Source organism: Aquincola tertiaricarbonis (assembly GCF_000969605.1).
In the GTDB taxonomy this organism is placed as follows: domain Bacteria; phylum Pseudomonadota; class Gammaproteobacteria; order Burkholderiales; family Burkholderiaceae_C; genus Aquincola; species Aquincola tertiaricarbonis.
The window spans coordinates 119457-139439 of record NZ_JZUE01000001.1; the positions used below are offsets into that span (position 1 = coordinate 119457).

The window sequence follows — 19983 nt, forward strand, 5'->3', positions numbered from 1 at the left end:
AACGCCCCGCGAGCGACGATTCATTGCCCCCGTGCTTCGTGACAGCATGGACCAGAAAGGAACCCTGATGTCGATTCCGACCGAACAGCTGTCCCTCTTGACGCGGCTCGAACTCATCGAGCGAAACCCGCTGACTCGGTCTCTGCAGCGCTACGACGACGACCTCGACTTGGCCAAGGCATTGAGGCGCAATCCATTCGCCGGCGGCGCGCCTGGCGTCTGCTACAGCCGCCGGCTTCAACTCGTTGATGAAGTCGTATCACTGGTGTCGGTCACGCCGACGATGCTCGCTGGTGCACGAGGTCTGCACAACGCGCTGTTTTCCAGTCTTGATCGACAGAACCCACTGAATCCCAACAACCGCCGGCGCGTCTTTGCGTTCTTCGAAAGCGTAGGCAAACCCCTCAAGGACTTGCCCTGGGCCCCCGAGTTTGGCGGTGGGTTGGTGTTCGCTGGGTGGACGGGCAATGGCAAGTCACGCACCGTTGAACGGTTCCTTGAGCTTGTACCCCAGGTTGTCATTCACGAAGCAAACCCGGAGTACGGTTGGACCACCCTGAGGCAGCTTGTGTGGCTCAAGGTTCACATGCCCTCGGACGGCAGCCGCGGTGGTCTTTTGGTCGAGATGCTGAAGCAGATTGACAAGGTACTTGAGACCGACTATGCGAAGCAGTATCTGGGGAAAGGTTGGACCGTCGAGAAGTTGCTTGTCGTTGTGATCTACATCCTGCTCGTGCACCGGTGCGGGCTGGTGGTCATCGAAGAATGCCAAGACAGAAACCTTGCGGCTACATCAAGGTTCGGCACTGAGTTCGTTCAGTTCTTTCTGCGACTCTTGAACGCCGGTATGGGCGTGGCGGTACTTGGCAACCCACTGGCTTTTGACGAGCTGACAGGCTCAGCGCAAACCGAAGCGCGGCTGACCGAGTACGGATGGTTTGACTTCATGCCGATCACGGACGTGAGCAGCGAAGAATGGTCCGTGGACGTTGTGAACGGAGTTTGGAAAGCCGCCCAGTTGCTAGATGACCGAGACGATGAGGTCGAGGGGATTGCGCAGTTGATCTTCGACAAAACAGGCGGCGTCCTGAGATATGTCGCACGTCTGCGGCGAGTGACACTGGCACTGGGCCTTCGGACTGGGGCTCGGCGTGTCACAAAGGACTTGATCTTGTCGGCGGCGGAATCACCGGAGATGCATGGCGTGCAGAGACAGATCGGCGTGTTCGCGGAGCGCGACCTCGCTGCACTCGCAAATTGGGGTGACCTGCCAACAGCATGGATCCAAAGGGCCTGGTTAGCCGGTGATTCCGTGCCAGAGGATGCAGGCGCTGGCGGTCAGCCCAGTGCGCAACCCAAAAGCACCGCGTCACCGCTGAGCGAGAGCACCAAGAAGCCTTCACCAAGCAGGTCGAAGAAGGCGCGAGAAGGACGCAATAAGGGCACACCAACGGGAGGTGTGGCTGGCTATCTGGGCGACGACTTCAGAGCGAAGCTCCTGGCCGAGTTGGAGAATCATGCGGCGTTAGCTGGGAGATGAGGCCCTCCACGGTACCCGCCGGTCCTTCAGCCTGGCCCACTGTTCCGAGCGATGCCACATATGCATCGGAGATCCTTGCCTCCGCGCGGTATTCGGGATCGACCTTGAGCGATCACGTTCGGAAGTACCTCGACGTCTCTATGTTCCAGGGGAACATCTTTGCGTCGGGCGCAGGCGCTTTTAGCGACCGAGCCTTCGGCGAACATGTCGATCCCGAGTTGATCGTTCGGCGACGCACGCCTTTCACGTTCTTTGCCAGCTTCCTGAGCGCCGATGACGAGTCGGCATGGTTGTCCGCGTTGATCGCTCGCGATCAAGAAGCGACGCGCACGTTCTCACCCTCCGCGAGCGCTGGACGATTGGTGGCGTCGACGCCTCGAGTGTGCAGGGAGTGCTTGAACTATGACCAACGTCATTTTGGAGTTGGTCACTGGCATGTCTTGCATCAGGTCCCAGGGCTGACACGGTGTCCGTGGCATAAGGCGGTCCTGCATGATCAATGCGGGGCATGCGGTGCTACGTTGGGTGGAACTAGGTCGAATCGCTTGCCAGGAGACCCATGCCGGAGATGTGGTTCGGGAGAAACCAGCAGGGTTCCACTACATCGCGACAGCCGTGGCTATGAAGCTCTGGAGGCTCTGATCGTCAGAGCTACCGTTGGCGAGGCGCCTGAACTGCGACCTCTGGTTCGAATGCGATTGGTCGATCGCATCATCTTTCGGCGGCTTGGTGAGCACGGCATTCGGGAGGCAATGCTGCATTTCCTCGCCTCGTGGCAGGTGGACAGTGCGGCAGATCTGGGGCCAACGCTTGCCTGCAAAGTCTCCGAGCGACTGCTACTCGGCCTGTTCCGAGGAATCGACGCAGGTTGCTCGCGGTACCTTCAGGCGGCGGTGCTTGCATTTGCTCTCCGGCACGCGACAACTGCAGACCTAGACGCGTGCATGATGGCCGCGAGTGCATCCGACGACCATGGAGATCTGTTCATGGATCGGCGCATGGATAAGGCGGATCTCCTTCTCATGCGCGACTTTTGTCGGAGGGCGGCTGAGGTTGGTTACCCCATCGAAGGTGCCAGGGCGCTTGCTGCAGGAGCCTCAGCACGCAAATTATCGAATGAGGGGCTGGCTGCTCCGAACACCACCAATCGTTTTCTGAGCTCGTTCCCGGATGCAATTCGGGCCCGGTACAGAGATTGTCTCTTCCGGCGAAATGGACGCCGCACTCGTTTGACGCCGACTACCGATCGAGAGGTCATTAGGGAGAGAGTCGCCAGCGCATTGCGGTCAGGGTGTAGGACAAGGGGGCAGTTGTTGCTCGCCGATCAAGCTGTCTACCGTTGGTGCCTTCGATACGATTCAGCCTGGCTAGATCACGTCATACCAGCTCCGAAGAAAGTAGAGCATCGATCGTGGAGCAAAGCGGACCCGCTTGAGATTCGCAAGATCCTGGTTGCCACCATCAAGGGTGGTGCGTGCACGCGTACCCTACTCCAAAAGCGGAGGCTCCGAGCCTATCGCTGGGCGCTCGAGCACGACTCGGATTGGCTGGACAGCGTAATACCGGCGCGGGGTGTGGGAAGGCGAAAGCCCAGTGTAGATGCGTCTAGTGCGACCTGACATGGCTCCAGAAAATCATCTCTTCAGCAGTGAAGGCCTGCGGTTCCTTGCGAACCTGCCCATCCTTGAAAGAGATGAAACACTCTACAGTTGGGCGGGAACGGTTCACGTTTTCAATCCGACGCCCGACGCACGCGAGACGAGCAGAAGACTATACGGTGAGCCGTTCGCGGCGCTGATGCACGACTTCCCGTCGCACCTGTCCGCTCTCAGAAGGAACGTTGGCGATCAACTGGCAGCGCCGAGCGTGTTGGCGCTACGCCATTCTTTGCTGGGCTACTTCCTACCCGCGCGGCCCCGTGAAAGTTCTGCGCAAGTCCTTTGCGCTGCTGAGGGCGGGGCCGTCAGTAGCCTGAAGTTCCAGCTTGGAATCGCGGCCAGTCGAGTTGGCGGTCACCACCCGCTCAAAGGTTGCCGAAGATGCTTTGAAGACCAATTGACGAGGCATGGTCGGGCGTATTGGCGGGTTTCCCATCAGTTGCCATCAGTGGTCTGCTGCGTGGAGCATGACAAGATGCTGGAGATCGCCTGGGACCCGACAACGCCAGTGCACCGCCGCGGTTGGATTCTTCCTCTCGGGGGATTGGCCAGGGAGTGGCGGCTCTATCCGCCAGTTAGCGAAGTGCAATTCCAGCGACTCAAGCGGCTTGCGAACTTCTCAATGCGGTGGGCACAACTGCAGCCGTCGTCCTTCGTCGCTGAGCGATTGGCGCTTGTCTATCGAGCGGTCCTGCGGGAGCAAGCCCTGCTAACACCGAGAGGAAGCCTGCGCCTTGCCGAAATCGTGCGACTGGTGCGACAGCACTTCCAGGGCTTCGAGAGGTTCCCAGAGCTGCGTGCGATTCGCAGCAGTGACGCAAGCTGGTCGACGCTCATTGGCGCGGCGACTCGCCGTGCACCTCGCCCTTGCCATCCGCTCAAGCATTTATTGCTGATCTCCACACTGTTTTCGACGTGGGCTGAATTCGTTGCGGCCTACGAGGCAGAGCCAATCGAAGAGGCTGAACCTGCTCCGGAGTCCGTCTACCTGCCGGAGGCGGAGGCGGCCCGAAGTGGCTTTGTTGAGCTGGTAGGGCGTCAAGGCCTTTCCATCTCGGCGGCTGGCCGCCATGTCGGGATCACCGCGACAACAGCAGTTCGTTGGGCGAAGCTGCTCGGCCTGGGCTACACGGCTCGCACCAAGACCTATACGCAAGAGCGTCTTGAGCGAGCCCGCGGATTGTTGCGGCAGGGAGCGCCGAAGGCTCAGGTCGGGGAACTTCTGGGCCTTTCGGTTGGCTCGGTGGATCGTTTGATCTCTTCGGAGCCTGCGCTGGCTTCGGAATGGCGGGCGGCCCGGCATGAACGAGCACGTGAGGTCAATCGTAAGCAGTTTGCGAAGGCCCTAGCAACCATGCCCGGTCGCCCGCTCAAGGAGATCAGAGCCATCCCGGGTTGCGGGTACGCCTGGCTCTTCCGGCATGACCGGCAATGGCTCATGGAGAGCTTGCCCTTCTTAAACTACGCTACCGGTCGACGGGAGGCCGCTAGACACCCGACGGCAGGTCATGACCGTATCCCCCCAGCGGTTGCGTGAGCGGGGATCGGGATGTCAAGTTATTGCGCGAACGGCGGGACAAAGAACGCAGCGTAAGTGCTTGATTCTTGGATCCCCGGTGTCAACTTGATGTTAGAAGGAACCTGGGATACGCCGGCACCTTCCCCGACTGCGCGATGGCGCTGCTGACCTGCAGCAGCAGCTCCAGGTCCAGCTGCTGCGGGTCGCGCGGGATGAGGTCGTAGAAGCACAGGGTGCCAATGAGCTGGCCATCATCCGGCTGCAGGACGGGCACCCCGCAGTAAGCCAGCACCACGTCCTTGGCGGGGTGGCTGGCCGTGCGGCTGTCCTGGCTGGCGTCGGCGGTGACGAAGGGCTGGCCCGTCTCGCGCACGAAGCTGCAGTAGGTGGCGGTGTCGGGCACCTCGGCGGCCTGGGTGACGGCGAGGTTCTCGCGGTCCACGTGCACCACCGAGGTGGCCTTGCCATCCTTGAAGCGGAAGATGCTGACGAAGCGGTAATCACTGCGCCGCAGCAGCGAATACAGCGCCGCGCGCAGGCCGTCGCTGTCCAGCAGCCGCGAGAACACATTGAAGGCCACCGCGGTGGGGTCGATCTGCCCGCCATCGCTCACCGCCGGCCGCCCCAGCGGCGCGTCGCCGGCCGGGCGTGCGGTCCGGGCCGCTTCCACGGCGCGGCGAAGCGCCTGCAACGCATCTTCGTAGCTGTCCAGCTTGCTCATTCGATGATCCTGTTGCCGAGGGCCCATTGTGTCCTGCAGACCGCATGCCCACCGCGCCGCCGAGAGCTGCGTGCACCCTGGATGCGATTCAGCTCAATTCATTTGATTTCAGTTCGACCTGCGCCCAGCGGCGGCGCCACGCAAGGCGGCGTGGAGTTCGGCACCTTTGGCGGCGCTCCCAACTCGAGCGACAGCGGCTTGTTCACGCAGACCGGCGACCGCATCGACGCCTCGCTGGCCGCCTTCGGTTCGTTCGGCGCCAGCCCGCTCGGCGCTACCGCAGGGCTGTTTGGCCACGACTACGGCATCACGCTGGCCAACAGCACCGCCACCGACATCGAGGTGGGGCCGGTATAAGCGCCGGATGTCCCGTGCCGCCCGCCTGCTCGACCTCGTCCAGTTGCTGCGCCGCCACCGCCATCCGGTGAGCGGTGCGGCCATCGCCGCCGAACTCGGCATCAGCCTGCGCACGCTGTACCGCGACATCGGCACGCTGCAGGCACAGGGCGCGGCCATCGACGGTGCGCCGGGCCTGGGCTACGTGCTTCGCGAAGGCTTCGTGCTGCCGCCGCTGATGTTCTCGGCCGAGGAACTGGAGGCGCTGGTGCTGGGCATGCGCTGGGTGGTGCAGCGGGCCGACAGCCGGCTGGCCGATGCCGCGCGCGATGCGCTCGCCAAGATCAACGCCGTGCTGCCGCCCGCGCTGCAGGCCGAGATGCAGGCCAGCACGCTGCTGGTGGCGCGCCTGCCGCCCGCGGGCGCTGCAGCGGCCACGGACCACACGCCCACCGTGCGCCACGCCATCCGCCAGCAGCACAAGCTGTGCATCGGCTACCGCGACGGCAGCGGCCGCAGCACGCAGCGCACCGTGTGGCCGTTCGCGCTCGGCTACTTCGACCGCGCCCAGGTGGTGGTGGCCTGGTGCGAGCTGCGCGGCGACATCCGGCATTTCCGCTGCGACCGCATCGCCTCGGTGGCGCCGCTGGCCGAGCGCTATCCGCGGCGCCGCGAAGCGCTGCTGCAGGCCTGGCGGGAGCGCGAAGGCATACCGCCGCAGTGAGGTGCGCTGCTGACAGGAACTGTCAGGCCGCCCGCAGAGCATGGAGGCCTGCCGCAGCCCGCGGCGCCCACCATCCTTCCCAGGAGATCCCATGCTCGAAGCCAACCACATCCTTCTCTACGTGGCCGATGCCCGCCGCAGCTGCAGCTTCTATGGCGCGCTGCTCGGCCTGCAGCCGGTGGAGGCGCAGGACACCTTCTGCATGTTCCGCCTGCCTTCGGGCGTGATGCTCGGCCTGTGGGGCGCCGCCGGCGTGCAACCCGCGGCCACGCCGCCTGGCGGCTTCGAGCTGGGCTTCGCGGTGGCGGGCGGGCGGGCCGAGGTGGACGCGGTGCATGCGCAATGGCAGGCGCAAGGCATCCGCGTGCTGCAGCCGCTCACCGCGGTGGACTTCGGCTACACCTTCACCGCCTGCGATGCCGATGGCCACCGGCTGCGCGTGTATGCGCCCGGCGCCTAGCTTCCGCCCAGCAGCACCGCCACCACGATGGCGAGGCCGATAGCCAGGTTGACGGCCACCCATTGCCGCACCTGGGCCATGGCGGCACCGCCGGCCGGCCAGTCCTGCGCCGTGACCGCGCGGCGCAGGCGCTGGAAGAGCGCGAAGCGCACGTGCAGGAAGATGGCCACCATCAGCGTGCCGCCCACCGCCATCAGCCACCAGTGCCACGGCATGTCGAAGTTGCCTCCAGCCTGCACCACCCGCCTGGCGATGCGGCCGAGCAGCCACACGCCGCTGGCCCAGGCCAGCAGCGAGGCCACCAGCACCGCCGCGAAGAAGCGGCCCAGCACCTCGTGCATCAGCTTCAGCCGCAGCGGCGGTTCCAGCGTGGCCACGGCCGGGCGCAGGAAGAAGTGCGCGAACACCATGCCCCCCACCCACACCACGATGGACAACACATGCAGGGTCTTCAGAAGGGCTTCCATCGGGGCTCCAGGACGGGCGTGAACAAAGGGGCAGGCGGGCCGCTCAACGCCACCAGTAGAACCCGGCCGCCAGCAGCGCGCCGAGCGCGGCCAGTGCCGCACCCAGCGGCAGCAGCCGTGGTCGCGCCGCGGGCGGGGGCGCAGGCGCAGGCGCAGGCGGCCGCTCCGGCTGCTGCGCGGTGGCTGGCGAGGCCGCGGCGGCGCGAGGCGGTGCCGGCTTGCGCGCCACCATGACCGTCTTCGGGAAGCTGCCGCTCAGGCGCTGCTGCAGTGCGGCCATGTCCTGCGGTCGGTCCTCGGGGCGCACGGCCAGGCCGGCGTCGATGGCTGCCAGCAACTCGTTGGCATAGCGGCCGGCGCCGGCGCGGCTGGCCGGCTCCATCTCGTCCTTCACCGCGCGGGCTACGGCCGAAGGCGGCGCACGCAGCGCGATGCAGCTCCATAGCACCGCGCTCAGGGCATACACGTCGGTCCACGGGCCCTGGCGGCGCGAAGCCTCGCCTTCGTACTGTTCCACCGGCGAGTACCCCGTCTTCAGCAGCGCGGTCAGGGCCTGCGTGGCATCGCCCACCACGCGGCGGGCTGATCCGAAGTCCAGCAGCAGCGGGCGCGGCAGCCCATCGAACGGGCTGCCGGCCGCGGCATCGTGCTGCAGCAGGATGTTGTCGGGCGCCACGTCGCGGTGCAGGCACTGCCGCTCGTGCAGCACGGCCAGCGCCTGGGCCAGCTCGGTGGCCAGCCGGCGCAGCCAGGGCTCGGGCGGGCCGGCGGGTGCACGGCGCAGCGCGTCATGCAGCGTGATGCCCTGCACCAGCGGCATCAGCATGTAGGCGGTGCCGTTGTCGGCCCACACGCGGTGGATCTTGATGAGCGCGGGATGGTCGAACGCCGCCAGCATGCGCGCCTCGTCGAAGAAGCTGCGCAGGCCGTGCCGGAAGGTGGGCAGGTGCCGGGCCGAGCGCGCATGCACCACGCCGTTGGCATCGCGCTGGGCCACGGTGGCCGGCATGTACTCCTTCACCGCCCAGGCGTGGCCCAGCCGCAGGTCGGTGGCGCGGTAGACGATGCTGTAGCCGCCCTGGCCCATCACGCCGTCGATGCGCAGCTCGTCCAGCCGCGTGCCCGGCGGCAGCGCCGCATCCGCATCCCGCCGCGGGATGAGCTGCGTGCGCTGGTCGTCGGGCGGCTGCGGCATCAGGGCACCTCGTGGCCCATGCTGGCCTGCCACACGCGGTACCAGTCCTCGGCACTCAGGCGCAGCGACAGCGCGGCCACGGCTTCCTGCATGGCGGCAATGCGGCTGGAGCCGGCGATCGGCAGCGGCCGCGACGGATGCCGCAGGATCCAGGCATGGGCGATGGTGGCCATGCCCACGCCATGCTGCTCCGCCAGCGCCTGCAGCACGCCGCGCACGCGCTGGGCCTGGGCATCCTGCCCGGTGAACAGGCGGCCGCCGCCCAGCGGCGACCAGACCATCGGCCGCAGGCCGAGGTCGGTGCACTGCGCCAGCGTGCCGTCGGCCAGCGCGCCCATCTGCAAGGCGGACAGCTCCACCTGGTGCGTGGCCAGCGGAAAGCGCCGGTGCAGCATCGCCAGCTCGGCGGGGCTGTGGTTGCTCACGCCGAACTGCAGCACCTTGCCCGCGGCCTGCAGGCTGCGGAAGGTGTCAGCCAGCTCGTCGGGGTCCATCAGCAGGTCGGGGCGGTGGATCAGCAGCAGGTCCAGCCGGTCGGTGTGCAGCGCCTGCAGCGAGGCGTCCACCGACGCCACCACGTGGGCCCGCGAGCTGTCGTACGACTTGACGGCATGGCCGGGCCGCTGCGCGGACACCAGCTTGATGCCGCACTTGCCCACGATCTGCAGGCGCTCGCGCAGCCCGGGCGAAGCGGCCAGGGCCTGGCCGAACAGCGCCTCCACCGTGTAGCTGCCGTAGATGTCGGCATGGTCGAAGCTGGTGATGCCCAGCTCGATGCACTGCTCGATCCAGGCCAGCCGCTGCTGCACCCCGAAGCCCCAGTCGGCCATGCGCCAGGCGCCGGCCACGATGGGGGACAGGGGCAGGTTGGGGGGCGTCAGGGCTGTGGTGGACGTCATGGGCCGGGCAGGGCGGTGGCAGAGCGCCGCAGCATAGTGCGTGCGGCGCCGCGCCCGGCGGCCGCCTGCTCAGCGCTGCTGCCCGCCCCCGCTGCCGCCGCCTTGCAGCAGCGTGGCTTCCAGGGTGATCTCGGGCACGCTGGCCAGGGCCTTGGACAGCGGGCAGTCGCGCTTGGCGGTGGCGGCGATCTCCTGGAACTTCGCTTCGTCGATGCCCGGCACGCTGGCGCTGAGCTGCAGGGCGATGCGGTCGATCTTGAAGCCGTCGCCGTCCTTGACCAGCCGCACGTTGGCGCGGGTGTCCACCTGCTCGGTGGCGAAGCCGGCCTTGTCGCACGCGAAGGAAAACGCCATGGTGAAGCAGGCGGCATGGGCGGCCGCCACGATCTCCTCGGGATTGGTGCCGCGGCGGTCGTCCTCGAAGCGGCTGGAAAAGCCGTAGGGATAGTTGTTCAGCGCGCCGGTCTGGGTGCTGATGCGGCCCTGGCCCTTCTGGCCCCCACCTTCCCAGTGCACGCTCGCGGTTTTCTCGGACATTCAGGTCTCCTTGCGTTGATGTGGGTTCGGGTCGGTCACTTGGCGCGCGGCTGCTGCAGCCCGGCGTCGGCGGGCTGCAGCGAGCCATCGCGCAGGCCGGTCACGGCGCGGGCCACGGCCCGCGCTGCATTGCGCACTTCCTCCTGCACGGCTTCGTCCGCGTCCAGCGTGTCGTGGCTGTTCCAGTAGGGCTCGTAGTAGCCGATGTAGCGGTCCAGCCTGGCCTTGCTGCCGGCATCCACCAGGCCCATCCAGTCCAGCCAGTCGGTGAGGTTGCGGCGCTGGGCCTCCACGCCGGCCACGTCGCCATGCACCACCACGCCGTAGGCGCGGCCGGCCAGGTGCTTGGGATAGTGCCAGCCGGCCTGCTCGATGGCCTTGGCTTCCTCGGCCTTCTTGCCGTGGGTGCTGGTCACGTCGGGGTTGCCGCCGTCGGCGCACACCATGCGGTCGATCATCAGCTTCAACGGGCTGGGCGACTGGTACCAGTAGGTGGGCGTCAGGATCATCACGCCGTGCGCCAGCGTCCAGCGCTCGTAGATCTCGTTCATCCAGTCGTCGGCCTGGTCCAGCGAGTGGTTGGGGTAGCAGCTGCAGGGCCAGTGGCACAGCGGCATGGCGGTGCCCACGCAGCCCTTGCAGGGATGGATGCTGCGGCCGTATTCCGAGGTAAGCAGGCTCAGGTCCAGCACGTCCGTGTCCATCGATGCCTGCTCGATGACCTCGCGCGCCAGCTGGGTCAGGCGCCAGGTCTTGGACATCTCGCCCGGGCAGGTGCCGTCGTTGCGCGAGCTGGCGTTGATGAGCAGCACGCGGCCGCGCGTGGCCGGGTCGCGCCAGCGGCGCTCGGCCTGCTGCAGCTTGTCGCGTGTTTCCAGCCATTCCACCGAGGTGTCGTAGTCGGGGTGCTTGAAGCCTTCGCCCGCCGGGCGGCTGATCGGCGCCTTGCGCCCCTCCTGGAAAGCCTGCCAGGCGATCTCCTCCAGCCGCGCGATGGCTTCCTGCTCCGGCGCGAAGGCAGGGTCGTAGAAGCGCCGCGTGAAGCGCTGATGGAAGGTCACGCGGTCGAGCTTGTCGGGCGCCTGGCCCGTACGGACGTGGATGGGTTGGCTCATGGTTGGCGGCGGCACAGCAGGGCAGACGATGGTCGGCGGTGGCCCGCCCCCACCGCGTGGGAAGGCGGCGCGGCCGGGTGTCGGTGGGCGCCGACAGGCAAGCGCCGCGTGCCCTCCGCGACGTGCCAGGTCAGCATTCACCAACCGTGGCTCTCACGCCACAATCCGCGCCCAGCATCGCGGCGAGCGCGGCACGGGGCCGCCGGCGATGCCTGCGAAAGGCGCGCGGGCGTGTGGGGTGACAGTGGCGACCTGCGATGGCAAGGGCGATGGCCGGGCTGGCTGCCGGCCGGTGGCGGCCTCGGCAGCCTGATGCAGCGGCTGCCGCTGCACGGCGCGCTGTGGATGCGCTGGCTGGTGCGGGTGCTTGGGCTGGCCTGCATGCTGCACGGCGCCCCGGCCGCCGCAGCGACGCCGCCGACGATGCCGGCGCCGGTCATGCTCGATGCATTGCCCGCCGGCCCCCTGGGCCTGCACACCCAGGTGCTGGCCGAGCCGGCCGAGGCCACCAACGGCCTGACGCTGCAGCAGGCCCTGGCCCGGCTGGCGGCGGGCGATTTCCGGCATTCCACGCAGCGGGTGCTCAGCCATGGCCTGGGTGCGCCGCCGGTGTGGGTGCAGCTGCCGCTGCACAACCCGCGCAGCCAGCCGGTGACCTTCCGCCTGCTCACCGGCACCAGCTGGCTGGACCGGCTCGACGTGCACCTGCTGCAGCATGGCCAGCCGGTGCAGCAATGGCAGGCGGGCGACGAGCGCAGCAACATCGGCTTCCTGGTGCCGGTGCAGGGCCTGGCCTTCGAGCTGGTGCTGCCTCCCGGGCCCAGCATGCTGCTGCTGCGCCTGCAGAGCACCGACCCCTCGGTGCTGCCCATCGAGCTGCTGCCGGCCGAGGCGGTGCTGCACCGCGAGCGCGTGGTCTCGCTCACGCAGGGCCTGCTCGCCGGGTTCCTGCTGGCGCTGATCACCAGCTACGGCCTGCTGTGGCTGGTGCTGCGCGAGCGCAGCTACTTCGACTACGTGGTGTACGTGGCCGGCTTCCTGGTGCTCAACCTGTGCCACACCGGTCTGGGCCAGGCCTGGCTGTGGCCCTCCTCGCCAGGCGTGGGCCGCTACGTGATCCTGGTGACGATGGTGGGCTTCTGCTGCATCGGCCTGATGTTCGCCCGCAACCTGCTGGACCTCGGGCGCCGCGCGCCGCGGGTGGACCGGCTGCTGCGGGCCGCGCAGCTGGCCGGTGCGGCCGGCATGCTGCTGTTCATCGTCACCGGCCAGCAGCTGGCGGCCTTGCGGCTGGCCTTCGGCTTCACCACGCTGTTCTCGGTGGGCATGCTGCTGCTGGGGCTGCTGGCGGTGCGCCGGCGCATCGCGGCCGGCCGCAGCTTCCTGGCGGCGGTGACCTTCAGCGCTGCCGGGGCCTTCGTCACCACCGCGGCGGTGCTGGGCTGGCTGCCCTTCAACCACTTCACCTACCACGCGGTGGCGCTGGGCGTGGTGATGGAGGCCACCATCTGGGCGCTGATGCTGGCCCTGCGGCTGCGCCGCCACCAGCGCGACAGCGTGCAGGCGCGCGACCTCGCGCGGCGGGATCCGCTCACCGGCCTGAACAACCGCCGCGGCTTCATCCAGCAGGCCCAGGTGCGCTGGCAGCAGGCCGCGGCCAAGTCCGGGGTGCGGCTGTCGGTGGTGATGCTGGACCTGGACCACTTCAAGCAGGTGAACGACCGCCACGGCCATGCGGCCGGCGATTGCGCGCTGGTGGCGCTGTCGGCCCTGCTGGCGTCCTCCTGCCGGCTGGGCGACGTGCTGGCCCGCTGGGGCGGCGAGGAGTTCGTGCTGCTGCTGCCCGACACCGGCCTGGCCCATGCGCATGCGCTGGCCGAGCGCATGCGCCAGCGGGTGGAATCGCAGCCGGTGATGGCGGGCAGCGTGGCCCTGCGGCTGACGGCCAGCTTCGGCGTGGCCGACTGCGAGCCGGCCCAGCCGGGCACCGACCTGGAAACCCTGCTGCGCACCGTGGACGAGCAGCTCTACGCCGCCAAGCGCGACGGCCGCAATCGCGTGGCACTGGCGTTGCCGGCCGGCGCGCGCCGGGGCGCGGCACCGGCCACCGTCACCAGCGCACCTTGACGCCGGTGACCATCGCACGCACCAGCCGCACGCGCTCGATGCGGCCCATCACCAGCGCGGCCGCGGCATGCACGCCGGCCAGCACCATCAGCATGTCGGCCAGGACCTCATGCCATTCGGCCACGGTCTCGTCGCCCCAGAAGGCATCGGTGCCCTGCAACCAGCCGGTGACGCCCAGCGCCAGCACCAGCGCCATCAGCGCCAGCATCATCAGCGCGCCCAGCGGGTTGTGGCCGGCATGCACCGGCGGGCGGCCTGCCCGCAAGTCGCGCAGGTGCTCGGCCAGCCGGCGCGGCGTGGGCCAGAAGCTGGCGAAGCGTGCATGGGTGCTGCCCACGAAGCCCCAGGCGATGCGCGCGATCACCAGGCCGGTGGCCAGGTGGCCGGCCCAGCGGTGGGCGGTCTCGCCTTCTTCCAGCACCCACAGGTTCAGCAGCACGCAGGCCACCAGCGACCAGTGGAAGCACCGCACGAAGCGGTCCCAGACCCGCACCGCGCCGGCAGCGTCGGGCGGCGACAGGTTCACTTGCTTTCCAGCACCGCGGCGGTCACCGGGTCGAAGTAGATCTCCACCTTCTTGCCGGCCTTGTCGTGGCCGTAGATCTCGTAGCACTGGCCCTTGGTCACCTTGAAGGTCTTGATGCGGTAGCCCTCGGCCTGCAGCTTGGCCTTGAAGTCGGCTTCCTTCATCCACTGCGCCTTCGGCGCCTGGCAAGTGGGGCCGGCGGTGGCGTTGCCGCCGAGCAGCGGCAGGGCCAGGGCCAGCAGGGTGGAGGCGGTGAGCTTGAACATGGTGGGTGGCTCCTTGGAAGGCATCGGCGGCCGGAAATGGCCGCCGACGCATTGAAGCCGCCCTACCTGAAGGCCACCTTAAGCCGGCGGCCCCGGAGGCGCTACTGGGGGATGTTCACCGTGCTGCCGGCAAAGCCGATGGCATCGGCCGCCGCTGGCGTGGTGGCAATGGCCGGCAGGTTGGCCGCGGTCAGCGCCGGTGCTGCGCCGGGCAGGCCGCCGCGCGGCGTGGCACGCACCACCTGGCTGGGCGGCAGCTCGGTGCCGTTCTTCAGCTTGGCCCACATCGCATCCATCGCCGCGATGAAGTACACATGCAGCGGCACGAAGCGGTTGTCGAAGCCGGGGAAGGGCAGGAAGCCGTCGAAGTGCTGGGCGTTGGTCACCTCGATGTAGCGCAGCGGGCTGCCGGCGCCTTCGGTCAGCCGGTTGAAGGCCAGGTAGGCCCGCTCGGAGTGGTTGACCGGGATCAGCGCATCGCTGCGCCCGCCCACCATCAGCGTGGGCTTGCCGCGCAGGTTGCCGTTCAGCAGCACCTCGTTCACGCCGGCACGCACCGCCTGGCTCTGCGCCAGCGTGGGCGTGCTGCTGGCAGTGAGTGCAGCGCCGGTCACCGCGTCGGTGCCCAGCGCCAGCGAGCGCAGGCACAGCGCGGAGTCGAGCGACAGGTCGGCCGTGCCGCTGGTGGGCGATACGCCGAACGACCACTGCCGCGCCCCGCCCACCGAGTTGTTGTAGACCACGCTGGCCGGCGAGCTATTGGCGGTGCCGTTGCCCGCGGCATAGCTGGCGGCCTTGGTGTTGGCCGCCACGGGCACCACCTCGCCGGTGGTGGGGCTGGTGGCCGCCACGCTCAGGCCGCACACGTTGTCGGCCACCGAGAAGCGGCCGTAGGCGTTGGCATACATCATGGTGATGATGGCCGCGTTGCCCAGCCCATAGTGGGCGTTGTGCATCGTGTCGTGCTCGGCGGTGAAGCCGTAGGCCCGCAGGCGGGCCAGCGCGTCGGCCGCCTGTTCGGCGGTGGTGGCGCCGGTGAGCAGGCCGCGTGCGGCCAGTGCATTGCAGCGGTTGGCCGCCAGCGCGCGGAAGGCGGGCGAACCCATGGTGTTGTAGGTGGAGGCTTCGGCCAGCACCGCAGCCGGCGCCAGCGAGGCGCAGGGCTGGTACAGGTTGGCATGGGTGAAGTAGTCGAACAGCGGGCGGCCGAAGGTGGGCACCGCCACGCCGCCTACGCTGACGCCATAGCCGGTGGTGCTGGACGGCTGCGCGCTGGGCTCGCCGGCCACCACGCCGTCGATCAGGCCGTCGGCGTCCTGCTCGGCCGCGCGCAGTACCGCGGCGCCGCCGTTGGACACGGAAGCGGCGATCACCAGCGTGTTGTCGCGGGTGAAGCGCACCTCCTTGCCGCTGCCGTCCCAGGCGGCGCGGCCGAACTGCTCGTTCAGCACGTACATCGCATAGCGACCGGCGGCCAGGGTGTCGTTGCCCCAGTCCTTCTCGGGGTTTTGCTGCGAATGCGCATGCTTGAGCGCCAGCCGGTTGGGAAAGGCGCTGTTGAAGGCGGCGCGCGCCGTGTCGCTGAGCGCGGCGGCGAAGTGCGACAACGCACCGGCCACGCTGCGGCTGGCGCGGGTGCCGTCCACCTGGTGCACGCTGTCGTCGGTGGGGTCGTACAGGCCCATGCCCTTGCCGGCGTCGGTCAGCGCCACGGCGCAGCCGCGCTTGAGGCCCCATTCGCCGGCCGTGCCGATGGCGCCGTACACGCCGCGCGAGCCCGACGACGGCGCCAGCACCAGGCAGGGCGCCTCGGGGTTGAAGCTGGCGGGCACCTGCACCGCCACCACGGTGCGCTTGTTGCCCCTGCCGTCGTCCAGCGAGGCCACGTACTCGCGCCCCGGCACCATGCCGGCACCGAGGGTGTCGTTGCCGTTGGCATCGATGTTGGGCCCGTAGAAGCGGCCGTAGCCGCCGTTGGCGGTGAAGTCCACCAGGCCGCGGTAGTTGGAGTGCAGCGCATTGCGGCGCAGCTCTGCGGCAGTGGGCGCGGCGGGGTCGGCGTAGGCCGGGGCGGCCACCATCAGGCCGGCCTTGCCGAGGCCGCCGGTCAGCAGGTCCTGCGTGGCCGCGGTGCTGCCGGTGCCCGGCGTGGTGGCGGTGAAGTCGGTCACGCTGTGCTGCGTGAAGCCGGCGGGCAGCTTGTTCAGCTCGGGGCCGTCGTCGCTGCCGCAACCGGCCAGGCCGCCGATCAGGGTGACCGCCACGGCGGTGCCCAGGGTCTTGTTCATCGCTTGTCTCCTCGACTGCAGGTGCTGCTATGAGGCCGCAAGCGTAGGGATGCAGCGTGCCTGCGCGACAGTTGGTGAAACTACGTTCGGGCAATCCCTGTTGTGCCGGCGTCCGGGGCGGTGCCCACGGCGGCGCGGTAGGCATGCCAGGTGGCATGGCCCACCACCGGGCCCACCACCAGCAGGCCCAGGAACCACGGCAGCAGCGCCAGGCCCACCAGCAGGGTGATGAGCGCGCCCCACCACAGCATCACGCCGGTCTGGGTGAGCACCAGCCGCAGGCTGGTGAGGCCGGCGGTGATGGCATCCACCTGGCGGTCCAGGATCATCGGGATGGCCACCACGCTGACCGCATAGATCAGGCCCGCGAACACCGCGCCCACGCCGCAATAGGTGACGATGAAGCCCAGGTTCTCCGGCTCCACCAGCTTGGCCAGCGAGCCCTGGAAGTCGGGCATGCCGTCGAAGCTCACCGCGAAGATCACCAGGGCCGCGCGGCCCCACAGCATCTCCAGCACCAGCAGCACGAAGCCGAAGATCGCCAGCGCGCCGGGCTTGGCCGTCCAGGCCAGCAGGGCATCGCCGAAGTCGGGCTGCTCGCCGCGCTCCAGCGCCTGGCTCACGCGGTACAGGCCCATGCACAGCAGCGGCCCCATCAGCAGGAAGCCGGCCGACAGCGCCAGCACGTAGGCCGGCGCGGACTGGAAGACCTTCATCAGCGCCCAGCCCATGGCCACGAAGCAGCCGCCGAAGAACAGGCCGATGGCCGGCGCCCGCAGGAAGTCCTGCAGGCCGCGCAGCAGCCACTGCGGCGGGTCGGTCAAGCGCAGCGGATGCAGCGGTATCTCGAACGGGCTGCCGCCATGCGGCGCGGGGGAGGGAGCGGTGGGGTCGGGTGTCATCGGGCGGGGTGCGCAGGCAAGGCGTACGTCCGCGCAACATAAGCGCAAGCGCGCGGTGGATTCCCCCAGACATTCCCTGGCGTGCGCAGCGCCGATACTCGGGCCGAGCCCGTTGCGAGACCTGCCATGACGATTGCCTCCCTGCCCGCTGTCGTGCCCGACGATGTGATCCGCTTCTGGCGTGAAGCCGGCGCCGACCGCTGGTTCGCCAAGAACGATGCCTTCGACCAGCAGTTCCGCGAGCGCTTCACCGAGGCGCACTTCGCCGCCGCGCGCCGCGAGCTGGACGCCTGGGCCGACACGCCGCAAGGCGCGCTGGCGCTGATGCTGCTGCTGGACCAGTTCCCGCGCAACTGCTTCCGCGGCAGCGCCCACATGTATGCCACCGATCCGCTGGCCCGCCACTTCGTGCGCGGTCTGCTGGAGCGCAGCTTCGACCACCACATCGAGCCGGAGCTGCGGGTGTTCTGCTACCTGCCGCTGATGCACTCCGAGCACATGCCCGACCAGCGCCAGTCGCTGGACCTCAACCGCGCGCTCGGCGACCCCTATGCGCGCCATGGCCAGGGCCACCACGACATCGTGCAGCGCTTCGGCCGCTTCCCGCACCGCAACCGGCTGCTGGGCCGCGAGAGCACGCCGGAAGAGCTGGCCTTCCTGGCCGATGGCGGCTTCAAGGGCTGAGCTGCCCATGCAGCCGCTGATCGAACTGCTGGCCGACGCCCGCATGCAGGGCCGCGTGCTCGATACGCTGCCCGCCGGCGCGCTGCCGGCCGACGAGGCCCAGGCCTGCGACCTGCAGCATGCGCTGCTGGCGCGGCTGGGCCAGGGCGTGGGCGGCTGGAAGGTGGGTGCCAAGGCGCATGACGGCCCCATCGCCGGGGCGCCGCTGCCGGCGGATGCGGTGCACCACGGGGCGGCGGTGCTGCCGCTGCATGACGGCTGCGTGCCGGGCGGCCGCCTGCTGGGGCTGGAGCTGGAGCTGGCCTTCTTCTTCGCCCGCGACATGGGGCCGGGCGACGAGTCGCTGGCCGATGCCGAGGTGCTGTCGGCCATCGACCGCATGGCCGCCAGCATCGAGGTGGTGGCCAGCCGCTTTGCCGAAGGCGTGGTGCCGCCGCCGCTGCTGGCCCACGCCGACCTGATGTTCCATGGAGCGCTGGTGGTGGCCGAGCCGGTGGCCTTCGACCGCGGCCGCTCGCTCACCGATCCGGTGCTGTCCCTCAGCCTGGACGGCCGGCCGCTGCCGGGCCTGCCCGGCCACAACCCGGCGGGCAATCCGCTGCGGCTGCTGCCCTGGCTGGTGCGCCACGTGGCGCGGCGCGGCCTGCGGCTGCCGGCGGGCACGGTGGTGACCACCGGCTCCTACGTGGGCCTGGTGCCGGTGCCTGCGCAGGGCGCGCTGGTGCTGGGCGACATCGCCGGCCTGCCGGCGGTGCGGCTCACGCTTCAGGGCTGAGAACCTGTGAACGAACCACTCACGCCCGCTCGTCGCGCCCTGACGACCCGGTTCGTCGTTGCAAATGCTCGCCATAGCCCGAGCTATGGCTGCGCTTTGCGCCTAGACCCAGGCCGCCCTGTCGCGCCGCTCGGTCGCGACCGGTTCATTCACAGGTTCTAAGGCGGCAGCACCTCGTCGGCCAGCGGCAGGCCGGCCTCGAAGGCGCTGATGCTGGCCATGGTGGTGGCGCAGATGGTGCCCATCGCTTCCCGCGTGAAGAAGGCCTGGTGGCCGGTGACGATCACGTTGGGGAAGGAAGTCAGCCGCTGGATCACGTCGTCCGGGATGATGGTGCTGGACAGGTCGCGGAAGAACAGCCCCGCCTCCTGCTCGTAGACGTCGATGCCCAGGCCGCCCAGGCGGCCGGTCTTCAACGCCTCGATGGCGGCCTCGGTGTCCACCAGGCCGCCGCGGCTGGTGTTCACCAGCAGCGCGCCGTGCTTGATGCGGCCCAGCAGCGCCTCGTCCATCACATGGTGGGTGTCGGGTGTCAGCGGGCAGTGCAGGCTGATCACGTCCGACCGCGCCACCAGCTCGTGCAGCGCGACGTAGTGCCCGCCTTGCGCGATGAAGTCGGGCGACTGGCAGGGATCGTGGCCCAGCACCGTGCAGCCGAAGCCGGCCATGATGCGGCCGAACACCCGGCCTATCTTGCCGGTGCCGATCACGCCCACCGTCTTGCCATGCAGGTCGAAGCCCATCAGGCCGTCGAGCGCGAAGTTGGCATCGCGGGTGCGGTTGTAGGCGCGGTGGATCTTGCGGTCCAGCGCCAGGATCAGGGCCACCGCATGCTCGGCCACCGAATGCGGCGAGTACTCGGCCACCCGCACCACGCGCAGGCCGGCGGCCGCCGCGGCATCGATGTCCACGTTGTTGAATCCGGTGCAGCGCAGCGCCAGCAGCCGCGTGCCACCGTGCGCCAGCTGCTGCAGCACGGCCGCGTCGGCATGGTCGTTGACGAAGATGCACACCGCGCCGAAGCCCGCGGCCAGCGCTGCGGTCTCGCGTTCCAGCGGCGCTTCGAAGAAGGTGAGTGCATGCGGCCGCGGCAGCGCGTCATTGGCCTGCTGCAGGAACGTGCGGTCGTAGCGCTGGGTGCTGAACACGGCCACCTTCATCGGCAAGCCTCTTTCACATCGGTTTGACCTGGCTCAAGCCGGCCCTGCGGCCATCGTAAGGTGGCGGTCAACGTGGGCGCGCAC

General features: G+C 68.7%; 19 protein-coding genes. 8 read left to right on the forward strand and 11 right to left on the reverse strand.

Going from position 1 to position 19983, the window contains the following annotated elements:
* The first annotated feature begins 67 nt into the window (after nt 1-67).
* Nucleotides 68-1540, forward strand: a complete 1473-nt coding sequence (locus VO99_RS00610) for a hypothetical protein (RefSeq protein WP_046110859.1) — start codon at nt 68-70, stop codon at nt 1538-1540.
* A gap of 1620 nt (nt 1541-3160) precedes the next feature.
* Nucleotides 3161-4735 (forward strand): TnsD family Tn7-like transposition protein, encoded by a 1575-nt coding sequence (locus VO99_RS29320; protein ID WP_198156828.1) that lies wholly within the window; start codon nt 3161-3163, stop codon nt 4733-4735.
* Nucleotides 4736-4817: 82 nt separating this feature from the next.
* On the opposite strand, the gene VO99_RS00615 is transcribed toward VO99_RS29320, so the two are convergent.
* Entirely contained in the window at nt 4818-5438 is a 621-nt protein-coding gene (locus VO99_RS00615) for a GAF domain-containing protein (RefSeq protein ID WP_046110860.1), read from the reverse strand.
* A gap of 150 nt (nt 5439-5588) precedes the next feature.
* On the opposite strand from VO99_RS00615, the gene VO99_RS00620 reads away from it, so the two are divergent.
* From VO99_RS00620 to VO99_RS00630, 3 genes are all read left to right on the forward strand, one after another.
* The gene (locus tag VO99_RS00620; RefSeq protein WP_046110861.1) at nt 5589-5795 is read left to right on the forward strand and encodes a hypothetical protein; all 207 of its coding nucleotides are present in this window, start codon (nt 5589-5591) and stop codon (nt 5793-5795) included.
* A 7-nt stretch (nt 5796-5802) separates the two neighbouring features.
* Nucleotides 5803-6498, forward strand: a complete 696-nt coding sequence (locus VO99_RS00625) for a helix-turn-helix transcriptional regulator (RefSeq protein WP_046110862.1) — start codon at nt 5803-5805, stop codon at nt 6496-6498.
* 91 nt (nt 6499-6589) lie between these two features.
* A complete protein-coding gene (locus tag VO99_RS00630) occupies nt 6590-6958 on the forward strand; it encodes a VOC family protein (RefSeq protein WP_046110863.1) in 369 nt (122 codons plus the stop codon).
* On the opposite strand, the gene VO99_RS00635 is transcribed toward VO99_RS00630, so the two are convergent.
* The 5 genes from VO99_RS00635 to VO99_RS00655 all read right to left on the reverse strand — a co-directional run bounded on the left by VO99_RS00635 (nt 6955) and on the right by VO99_RS00655 (nt 11171).
* Entirely contained in the window at nt 6955-7425 is a 471-nt protein-coding gene (locus tag VO99_RS00635; protein WP_046110864.1) for a CopD family protein, read from the reverse strand. The genes VO99_RS00630 and VO99_RS00635 overlap by 4 nt on opposite strands.
* A gap of 43 nt (nt 7426-7468) precedes the next feature.
* Nucleotides 7469-8620, reverse strand: a complete 1152-nt coding sequence (locus VO99_RS00640) for a serine/threonine-protein kinase (protein WP_052736008.1) — start codon at nt 8618-8620, stop codon at nt 7469-7471.
* Nucleotides 8620-9519, reverse strand: coding sequence for an aldo/keto reductase (locus VO99_RS00645; RefSeq protein WP_046110865.1), 900 nt, complete (start codon nt 9517-9519; stop codon nt 8620-8622). The genes VO99_RS00640 and VO99_RS00645 overlap by 1 nt, the downstream gene beginning before the upstream one ends.
* Before the next feature lie 69 nt (nt 9520-9588).
* Nucleotides 9589-10056 carry an OsmC family protein gene (locus VO99_RS00650; protein ID WP_046110866.1) on the reverse strand — a complete coding sequence of 156 codons (468 nt, stop codon included), beginning with the start codon at nt 10054-10056 and terminating at the stop codon, nt 9589-9591.
* A gap of 35 nt (nt 10057-10091) precedes the next feature.
* Nucleotides 10092-11171, reverse strand: coding sequence for a flavodoxin family protein (locus VO99_RS00655; RefSeq protein ID WP_046110867.1), 1080 nt, complete (start codon nt 11169-11171; stop codon nt 10092-10094).
* A 231-nt stretch (nt 11172-11402) separates the two neighbouring features.
* Between VO99_RS00655 and VO99_RS00660 the strand changes: the two genes are divergently transcribed.
* On the forward strand, nt 11403-13298 hold the full coding sequence (locus VO99_RS00660) for a diguanylate cyclase (protein ID WP_052736009.1): 1896 nt from the start codon (nt 11403-11405) through the stop codon (nt 13296-13298).
* Here VO99_RS00660 and VO99_RS00665 read toward each other — a convergent pair.
* The 4 genes from VO99_RS00665 to VO99_RS00680 all read right to left on the reverse strand — a co-directional run bounded on the left by VO99_RS00665 (nt 13282) and on the right by VO99_RS00680 (nt 17280).
* On the reverse strand, nt 13282-13824 hold the full coding sequence (locus tag VO99_RS00665) for a cytochrome b/b6 domain-containing protein (RefSeq protein ID WP_232315223.1): 543 nt from the start codon (nt 13822-13824) through the stop codon (nt 13282-13284). The genes VO99_RS00660 and VO99_RS00665 overlap by 17 nt on opposite strands.
* On the reverse strand, nt 13821-14090 hold the full coding sequence (locus tag VO99_RS00670) for a PepSY domain-containing protein (protein WP_046111195.1): 270 nt from the start codon (nt 14088-14090) through the stop codon (nt 13821-13823). The genes VO99_RS00665 and VO99_RS00670 overlap by 4 nt, the downstream gene beginning before the upstream one ends.
* Before the next feature lie 101 nt (nt 14091-14191).
* On the reverse strand, nt 14192-16378 hold the full coding sequence (locus VO99_RS00675; protein ID WP_046110868.1) for a 3-hydroxybutyrate oligomer hydrolase family protein: 2187 nt from the start codon (nt 16376-16378) through the stop codon (nt 14192-14194).
* Between the two features lie 80 nt (nt 16379-16458).
* Nucleotides 16459-17280, reverse strand: coding sequence for a DUF2189 domain-containing protein (locus tag VO99_RS00680; RefSeq protein ID WP_046110869.1), 822 nt, complete (start codon nt 17278-17280; stop codon nt 16459-16461).
* Between the two features lie 126 nt (nt 17281-17406).
* Between VO99_RS00680 and VO99_RS00685 the strand changes: the two genes are divergently transcribed.
* Nucleotides 17407-17964 carry a DUF924 family protein gene (locus VO99_RS00685; protein ID WP_046110870.1) on the forward strand — a complete coding sequence of 186 codons (558 nt, stop codon included), beginning with the start codon at nt 17407-17409 and terminating at the stop codon, nt 17962-17964.
* A 7-nt stretch (nt 17965-17971) separates the two neighbouring features.
* The gene (locus VO99_RS00690) at nt 17972-18739 is read left to right on the forward strand and encodes a hypothetical protein (protein WP_046110871.1); all 768 of its coding nucleotides are present in this window, start codon (nt 17972-17974) and stop codon (nt 18737-18739) included.
* A gap of 158 nt (nt 18740-18897) precedes the next feature.
* On the opposite strand, the gene VO99_RS00695 is transcribed toward VO99_RS00690, so the two are convergent.
* Nucleotides 18898-19899, reverse strand: coding sequence for a 2-hydroxyacid dehydrogenase (locus tag VO99_RS00695; protein WP_046110872.1), 1002 nt, complete (start codon nt 19897-19899; stop codon nt 18898-18900).
* Between the last annotated feature and the right edge of the window lie 84 nt (nt 19900-19983).